The sequence below is a fragment of the Vibrio sp. 1580 genome, assembly GCF_033340055.1.
On record NZ_JAWOVT010000308.1, the window covers coordinates 1 to 688 of the forward strand.

General features: G+C 50.3%; 1 protein-coding gene. It reads left to right on the top strand.

Going from position 1 to position 688, the window contains the following annotated elements; genetic code table 11:
- Positions 1-688, top strand: a 688-nt coding sequence (locus R7093_RS25695; RefSeq protein WP_318147083.1) for a CNNM domain-containing protein, incomplete at both ends; no start/stop codon positions are given.

Sequence of the window (688 nt, forward strand, 5' to 3'; positions counted from 1 at the left end):
GCCGTCGTATTCGGCAGCGAAGCACTTGGCATCCTCTCTGCTGTGCTCACACTGGCGATCTTGGTTCTCTCTGAAATCGTACCGAAGACCATCGGTGCAACGTACTGGCGTCAGCTTGCACCAGCAGCGGCGGTATCGCTACGTTGGATGGTGTGGGCGCTAACGCCATTTGTATGGTTTTCAGAGCAAATCACCAAGCGTTTGGCTCGTAACCACGAAGCACCAAAAATGCGTGATGAACTTTCTGCGATGGCGATTTTGGCACGCGAAAGTGGTGAATTTGCAGAAGGCGAATCTAAAATCTTAAGCAACCTGCTAGGGATTCAAGATGTGCCTGTCACACAAGTTATGACCCCTCGCCCTGTTGTCTTCCGCGTTGACGCAACGATGACCATTAATGAGTTTCTGGACAAACACAAAGACACACCGTTCTCACGTCCGCTGGTATACAGCGAGCAGAAAGACAACATCATCGGCTTTGTGCATCGTCTAGAACTGTTTAAGATGCAGCAATCAGGCAGTGGTCAGAAACAACTCGGTGCGGTCATGCGTCCAATCCAAGTGGTTCTGAACAATACAGCGCTACCAAAAGTATTCGATCAAATGATGACGCACCGCCTACAACTGGCACTTGTGGTCGACGAATACGGCACCGTGCTTGGCCTTGTGACACTAGAAGACATCTTTG